Source organism: Pseudomonas sp. C5pp, assembly GCF_000814065.1.
Lineage (GTDB): Bacteria > Pseudomonadota > Gammaproteobacteria > Pseudomonadales > Pseudomonadaceae > Aquipseudomonas > Aquipseudomonas asiatica.
This window is the reverse complement of the sequence record NZ_JWLN01000024.1, coordinates 92,241-98,986: the sequence shown is the minus strand read 5'-3', so window position 1 is coordinate 98,986 and position 6,746 is coordinate 92,241. Positions and strand designations below refer to the sequence as shown.

The 6,746-nt window shown below is 65.4% G+C and carries 5 protein-coding genes; 1 reads left to right on the top strand and 4 read right to left on the bottom strand.

Translation table 11 applies throughout. The annotated features are described in order from the left end of the window. The first annotated feature begins 188 nt into the window (after positions 1 to 188). Positions 189 to 1,901, top strand: a complete 1,713-nt coding sequence (locus tag RR51_RS19375) for a SulP family inorganic anion transporter (protein ID WP_039614412.1) — start codon at positions 189 to 191, stop codon at positions 1,899 to 1,901. Positions 1,902 to 1,990: 89 nt separating this feature from the next. Here the strand turns inward: RR51_RS19375 and RR51_RS19370 are convergent, their stop codons facing one another. From RR51_RS19370 to RR51_RS19355, 4 genes are read right to left on the bottom strand one after another with little or no spacing between them, the layout of a single operon-like run. Further along, entirely contained in the window at positions 1,991 to 3,013 is a 1,023-nt protein-coding gene (locus RR51_RS19370; RefSeq protein WP_015268935.1) for a DUF2955 domain-containing protein, read from the bottom strand. Beyond that, positions 3,003 to 4,100 carry an HlyD family secretion protein gene (locus tag RR51_RS19365; RefSeq protein WP_024086253.1) on the bottom strand — a complete coding sequence of 366 codons (1,098 nt, stop codon included), beginning with the start codon at positions 4,098 to 4,100 and terminating at the stop codon, positions 3,003 to 3,005. The genes RR51_RS19370 and RR51_RS19365 overlap by 11 nt, the downstream gene beginning before the upstream one ends. Further along, a complete protein-coding gene (locus RR51_RS19360) occupies positions 4,097 to 5,617 on the bottom strand; it encodes an efflux transporter outer membrane subunit (RefSeq protein WP_039614411.1) in 1,521 nt (506 codons plus the stop codon). The genes RR51_RS19365 and RR51_RS19360 overlap by 4 nt, the downstream gene beginning before the upstream one ends. 13 nt (positions 5,618 to 5,630) lie before the next feature. Then, complete coding sequence (locus RR51_RS19355) at positions 5,631 to 6,728, bottom strand: AI-2E family transporter (RefSeq protein ID WP_013970855.1); 1,098 nt, start codon at positions 6,726 to 6,728, stop codon at positions 5,631 to 5,633. Between the last annotated feature and the right edge of the window lie 18 nt (positions 6,729 to 6,746).

Below are 6,746 nucleotides of genomic sequence, written 5' to 3'. Positions count from 1 at the left end.
AAGCAACAGACAGGCTTTGTCAGTACCGGCCTCTTCGCAGCACAAGGCTGCTCCTACAGAACCTCACCAAACCAATGAGTCATGTGTTGTTCTATGAGAGCGGCCTTGTGTCGCGAAAGGGCCGCAGAGCGGCCCCGGAATTCAGCATCTAAGCTGTGATTCAGCACCCTCCCCTGGACGCACGCCCCATGCCCGAAGAACCCCGCCTCGACTGGCAACGCTGGCTCCCCGGCCTGGTCACCCTGCTCCACTACCAACCCGCCTGGCTGCCCAGGGACATCGCCGCCGGCCTGGTGCTCACCACCATGCTGGTGCCGGTGGGCATCGCCTATGCCGAGGCATCTGGCGTACCCGGCATCTACGGCCTGTACGCCACCATCATCCCGCTGCTGGCCTACGCCCTGTTCGGCCCCAGCCGCATCCTGGTGCTGGGCCCGGACTCGGCGCTGGCCGCGCCGATCCTGGCAGTGGTGGTGCAGTACGCCGCCAGCGACCCGCAACGGGCAATCGCCATCGCCAGCATGATGGCCCTGGTCGCCGGGGCGTTCTGTGTGATCGCCGGTTTGCTGCGCCTGGGCTTCATCACCGAACTGCTGTCCAAGCCGATCCGCTATGGCTACATGAACGGCATCGCCCTCACGGTGCTGATCAGCCAGTTGCCCAAACTGTTCGGCCTGTCGGTCGACAGCCAGGGCCCGCTGCGGGATACCTGGAACCTGATCCAGGCATTGCTCGCCGGCCAGGGCCATTGGCCAAGCTTCGTGGTCGGTGGCGGTAGCCTGGCGCTGATCCTGCTGCTCAAGCCGTTCAAGCGTTTGCCGGGCATTCTCATTGCTGTGGTGCTGGCCACGCTGGCGGTGAGCCTGCTGGGGCTCGACCAGCAAGGCGTGAAAGTGCTCGGCGAACTGCCACAGGGGCTACCCAGCTTCGTGTTCCCCTGGGTCAGCGATATCGATCTGGTGGAGGTGCTGCTCGGCGGCATCGCAGTAGCGTTGGTGTCGTTCGCCGATACCAGTGTGCTGTCACGTTCATACGCCGCGCGCATGAAGGCCCCGGTCAACCCCAACCAGGAAATGTTCGGCCTGGGTGTGGCCAACCTGGCCTCGGGGCTGTTCCAGGGCATCCCCATCAGCAGCAGCTCATCGCGCACCCCCGTGGCCGAAGCGGCCGGCTCGCAGACTCAGCTCACCGGTATTATCGGCGCGCTGGCGGTGACCCTGTTGCTGCTGGTGGCGCCCAACCTGATGCAACACCTGCCCAACAGCGCCCTGGCGGCAGTGGTGATTGCCGCAGCATTGGGCCTGTTCGAGTTCGCCGACCTCAAGCGCATCTTCCGCATGCAGCAATGGGAATTCTGGCTGTCGTTCACTTGCTTCGTCGGCGTAGCGGTATTCGGGGCCATTCCCGGTATCTGCATTGCCGTGGCTATATCGGTGATCGAATTCCTGTGGGACGGCTGGCGGCCGCATCATGCGGTGCTGGGACGGGTGGATGGCACCCGCGGTTACCATGATGTGCAGCGTTATCCACAGGCCCGACGCATTCCGGGGCTGGTGCTGCTGCGTTGGGATGCCCCGCTGTTCTTTGCCAATGCCGAAGAGTTCCAGAGCACGGTGATGGCGGCGGTGGATGCATCGCCTACCCCGGTACAACGGCTGGTGATCGCGGCAGAGCCGGTGACCAGCATCGATATCACCTCGGCGGACATGCTGGCCGAGCTGGACCGGGCGCTGGAGGCGCGGGGGGTGGAGTTGCAGTTTGCCGAGATGAAGGACCCGGTAAAGGACAAGATGCGGCAGTTCGAGTTGTTCGAGCATATGGGGGAGTCGGCATTTCATCCCACTGTTGGGGCAGCGGTGGACGCCTACCTGGAAGAGAGTGGGGTTGACTGGAAGCCCTAGGTTTTCCTGTACTGGCCTCTTCGCGGGTAAACCCGCTCCCACAAGAATTGCGTGATCCCATGGGCAACGCGATACCTGTGGGAGCGGGTTCACCCGCGAAGAAGCCCACGCCGCATCCGAAGCCGGTCAATCCAGATCAGCATGGCACTGGCATACACCGACACCGCCAGAAACAGCGCCATGCGCACGGCAAAGGCGCGGTACACATCCTGCCCGCCCGCGCTGTCCTGCACCGACTGCCCCAGCAAGATCAGCATGGTCGTCAGGCAACTCACCCAGTACGCCGGGCTTTGCCTGGTATCCACCGCCCGGTAAAGCCTGCGCCCCTGCCAAAGGACGAACAGCAGCACCCACAGGAAAAACATCCACAGGTGCACGAACAGGCTCAACGCGCCCCACATCAATATCGCCAGCAACCCGGCCAGCAAGGTCGAGCCGATCAGCTCGCGGCTGGCATGCCGCGCGCGGGTCTCACCGGCCTGCTGCCCAAGGCTCACTGCCTTCATGATCAGCGGCATGTACTGGTCCGGGGCGATCAGCGCCAGCAGGAAGGCCGGCATGACGATCAGGGTGGCACGCAAGGCAACCCAGCTCACCTGGTCACTGTCGAGCAGAGGCGGTGCCGGTTGCGCCGGCGCATCGGCCGGCTCGGGAAACAACACATGCGCCGCTGCCGTGCCCAGCACCGCCAGCAGCATGCCTTTGGCCAGCGCTTCGACCACCGACAGCGCCAGGCTGAAGTCGCTGGTGCCGGCGGCAGCGATCATGGTCAGGCCGATAACCAGCAAATTGGCCAACAGGCCATTGCCGCCTTTCAGTGCATAACGCAAGGTAAGGAAAACCCCCACGCTCACCAGCAACACCCCACTTACCGGGGCATGGCGCAGCAGCGGAATCAGCAGCAGCCCGCTGCCGCAGGCAAGCAGCACCAGCACCGCCAAGGCCGGTGCCGCACGCAGGGGCAAGGGCTGGCTGCGCATGGCCAGCAACAACACCGCGAACACCGGCGCCAGGATCGGTACCGGCAAGCCGATGCCGAAACTCACCGCCAGGCAAAGCGCCACGCCCCAGGCCAGGCGCAGGGCACGCAGGCGGCGTAGTTCAATAGGCATACGACAGCCAGCTCATCAGCCACATGAACAGCCGGCCCAGCAGGTTCAATGGGTTGCCCTCGCTTGGCAGGGCCATGACTTCGGCCTGGCCACCGACCCGCAATACGGTCTTGTCCTGCAACTGGTCACGCTCCAGTTCGACGATAACCGGGAAGCGCTGTGCGGAGCGCAGCCACTCGCGGCTGTTCTGTACGGTCGGCAACGTACCTGGCGGGGCACTCTGGCCTACGCTCACGCCGTAGCCGATGCTGCGAATGCGCCCCTTCAACACCGTGCCGGGCAGCGCATCGAGCACTACCAGCACCGGGGTTTCAGGGCGCAGCCGACCTAGGTTGTTCTCGGTCATGTCGGCACTTATCCACACGTCATGGATAGCGATCAGGGTCATCATCGGGCTGCCGGCGCCAACATAGTGGCCAACGTCGGTGCGCAGGTCGGTGATCAACCCGTCTGCATCGGCGCGTACCATGGTGCGCGCCAGGTCCAGCCGGGCTTTTTCCACATTGGCCGCCGCGCTGCGCAGTTGGGCGTTGTCGTCCTGCGCCCCACCCTGCTGCTCACGGGCCCGCTCAACTTCGGCACGGGCTGCGGCCACCTGGCTGATGGCCTGGTCGCGGGTGGCCTGGGCGCCCTCCAGGCGGCGCACCGACACCGTGCCTGGGTCTTCATCGATCAGGCGCTTGAGCCGCTCGGCGTCCTGCCGGGCCTTGCGCTCGTTGGCCTGGGCCGCCACCAGCGCCGCCTGGGCCGAGTCGATGCCAGCGGTGTGGGCGCCGATCTGCCGGCGTACCGTGTCCAGGTCGGCTTCGGCTCGGGCCAGGGCGATGCGATATTGCTCCTGGTCCAGTTCGAACAACACATCGCCCTTGCGCACTTCCTGGTTGTTGCCCACCGCCACACGCTTCACCTGCCCAGCCACCTCGGCACTCACCGGCACCACGTAGGCCTGCAGGCGGGCTTGCTGGGTATAGGGCGTGAAGCGATCGGCCAGCAGGTACCACAGCAGGCTCACGACAATCAGCAGCAGCACCCAGCGCATGCCGCGATCGGGGGCTGGCGGGGATGGCGTCGGCGTGGTGTCGCTCATTTCGTTTCACCTTGTGCATGTGCGCTGGGGCCTGGCTCGTCAAGCAGTTCACCCCAGTCGGTGCGTTGCTGCATCTGCTGGCGGGTGGCCGGGTCGATCGGTGCGCGGCTGGCGTCCCAGCCGCCGCCCAGGGCCTTGTACAGCGTCACCAGGCTGCTGACCGCATTGCCGCGACTGACCAGATAGCCGTCCTGTTGCTGCAGCAGCAGTTGCTGGGCGTCGAGCACGCGCTGGAAGTCGGCAAAGCCTTCGCGGTACTGCGAGCTGGCCAGGTTCAGGGAGCGCTGCGCGGCCTGCGAGGCCTGGTCGCGGATACTTGCGCTCTGCAGCGAGCGCACCAGCCCGCTGGCGGCATCGTCGGCCTCACGGGCGGCTTCGCGCACATCCTGGTGATACAGCTCGATCAGTTGCTGCAAGCGGGCATCTTCCACGCGCACAGCGTTCTTGCGTCGGCCGTAGTCGAACGGGTTCCAGATCAGGCTGGGCCCGGCGGCGATGTCGAAGGTATCGGGCAAATGATTGGCCGTGACGAAACTCCAGCCGATGCTGCCCAACAGGCTCAGTTGTGGATAAAGGTCGGCCTCGGCTACCCCGACCAGCGCCGACTGCGCCGCTACCGCCTGCTCGGCGGCACGGATGTCCGGGCGGCGCTGCAGCAGGCGGGCGGGCACATCCTGCAGCACGGCACGGTCCGGCAACGGCAACTGGCCGTGACCGGCATCCAGCTGTGGCAGCGGCCCGGGCGCGCGGCCCAGCAGCGAGCACAGCACGTTGCGCAGGGCATTGAGCTGGTTCTGGAACTCGGGGATGGTGGCCTGGGTAGCCAGATACTGGGTGCGCGCCTGTTGCCAGTCAAGTTCGTCGTTTTCGCCATGACGGAACAGCCGCTCGGTTATCTCCAGGCTGCGCGCCTGGCGGCGGGCGTTTTCTTCGGCGATGTCCAGCCGCGCCTCGGCGGTGCGCAGGGCAAAGTAGGTGTCGGCCACCTGCGCACGCAACAGCAGCATGGCATCGGCGTAATTGGCCTGGGAGGCGAAGTAGACGGCGTCGGCGCTTTCGATGGCGCGGCTGAAGCGCCCCCAGAAGTCGATTTCCCAGCCGATGTCGAAGCCCGCGCTGGATTGCCAGAACACCGAGTCGCGAGCGGTGGCTGTGCCGGACTGATCCTGCTTCAGGTAAAGGCTCTGCGCGCGCAGTTGCTGCAGCTGTGGATAACGCCCGGTCTGCACGATGGCCAACTGGGCGCGGGCTTCGGCAACGCGCAAACCAGCCACGCGCAGGTTGCTGTTATTGGCATCGGCCTCGGCGATCAAGGCATCCAGGGCAGGGTCAGCGAACACGGCCCACCACTGGCGCAGATCGGGCGCCGCAGCTTGCTGCCCGGCCTGCTCCAGCAGCGGGGTGTTCCAGGTGCCCAGCCACGGGTCCTGCGGCGGCTGGAAATCCGGGCCGACCTGGGTACAGCCCACCAACGCGGCAGCCAGGCTCAGTGCACAACCACACAAGCGTCCGGGCATGGCAGGCCTTGGCTTACGCCGACGGTTCGACGGGATTTTCCGGCACCTGCAGCGCCACCCACTGCCAGAACAGTACATAAGTGACGCCCAGGATCACCGGCCCGATGAACAGGCCGATGATGCCTTTGACCACCATGCCGCCCAATGCCCCGATCAGCACCACCGGCATCGGCACGTCCACCCCGCGCCCCAGCAGCAGCGGCTTGAGCACGTTGTCGGCAAGCCCGGCGACGAATGTGTAGATGGCGAAAATGATGGTCGCCACGGTAAAGCCTTCGACGTTGAAGATGTAGATGATCACCGGCACCGTTATCAACGTGGCCGGTGCCTGGGCAATCCCCAGCATGAGGATGACGATTGCCAGCATCCCCGCCCCCGGTACCCCTTTGATGACGAAGCCGACACCGATCAGCAGCATCTGAATGAAGGCAATGCCGATCACGCCCTGGGCCACCGCGCGAATGGTGGCGGTGCACAGCTTGGCCAATGGCTTGCCGCGCTCCTCCCCCGACACCCGCATGGCGATGCGCTGCGCCGCGATTTCGCCGCGATCACCGAACGCCATGATGATGCCCGAGACGATGATCGCCGCGATGAACAGCAGGAACGCGCCGCCTGCGCTGGCTGCTGCCCCCAGCACCGTGCGCCCGGCACCCTTGAGCTGGGGCATCCACTGGTTCAGCACACCGGCCATGTTTTCCGAGGCGGCCAGCCACAAGGCATGCACCTTCGGCCCGATCAGCGGCCAGGCCGCCACCGAGTCGGGAGGGGCCGGCACGGTCCAGGCCCCGCTTTTCAGCAGCGTCACCAGGCTGTCCACCGATTCGCCGATGGACATCACCACCAGGTAGATCGGCACCAGCAGCACGACCAGTACCAGCAGAACGACCAGCGTCGCCGAAAGCCCGTCCTTGAGCCCTGTGCGGCGCTGGATGCGGCAATACAACGGGTACAAGGTCACCGCCAGGATCACCGACCACAGCATCAGCTCCAGGAACGGCTGGAACGTCTGGAAGGCGAATATCACCAGCGCAGCCACCAGGCCGGCCTTGATGAGCACATCGAGCAAGCCCCGCGACAGGCGGCTGTCCATCTTGATACCCGGTTGCATGCTTCACCTCCGAACTCC

Excerpts from the sequence above, each read along its gene's own strand:
- RR51_RS19375 (WP_039614412.1), top strand. The coding sequence starts at position 189 with ATGCCCGAAGAACCCCGCCTCGACTGGCAACGCTGGCTCCCCGGCCTG.
- RR51_RS19370 (WP_015268935.1), bottom strand. The coding sequence starts at position 3,013 with ATGCCTATTGAACTACGCCGCCTGCGTGCCCTGCGCCTGGCCTGGGGC.
- RR51_RS19365 (WP_024086253.1), bottom strand. The coding sequence starts at position 4,100 with ATGAGCGACACCACGCCGACGCCATCCCCGCCAGCCCCCGATCGCGGC.
- RR51_RS19360 (WP_039614411.1), bottom strand. The coding sequence starts at position 5,617 with ATGCCCGGACGCTTGTGTGGTTGTGCACTGAGCCTGGCTGCCGCGTTG.
- RR51_RS19355 (WP_013970855.1), bottom strand. The coding sequence starts at position 6,728 with ATGCAACCGGGTATCAAGATGGACAGCCGCCTGTCGCGGGGCTTGCTC.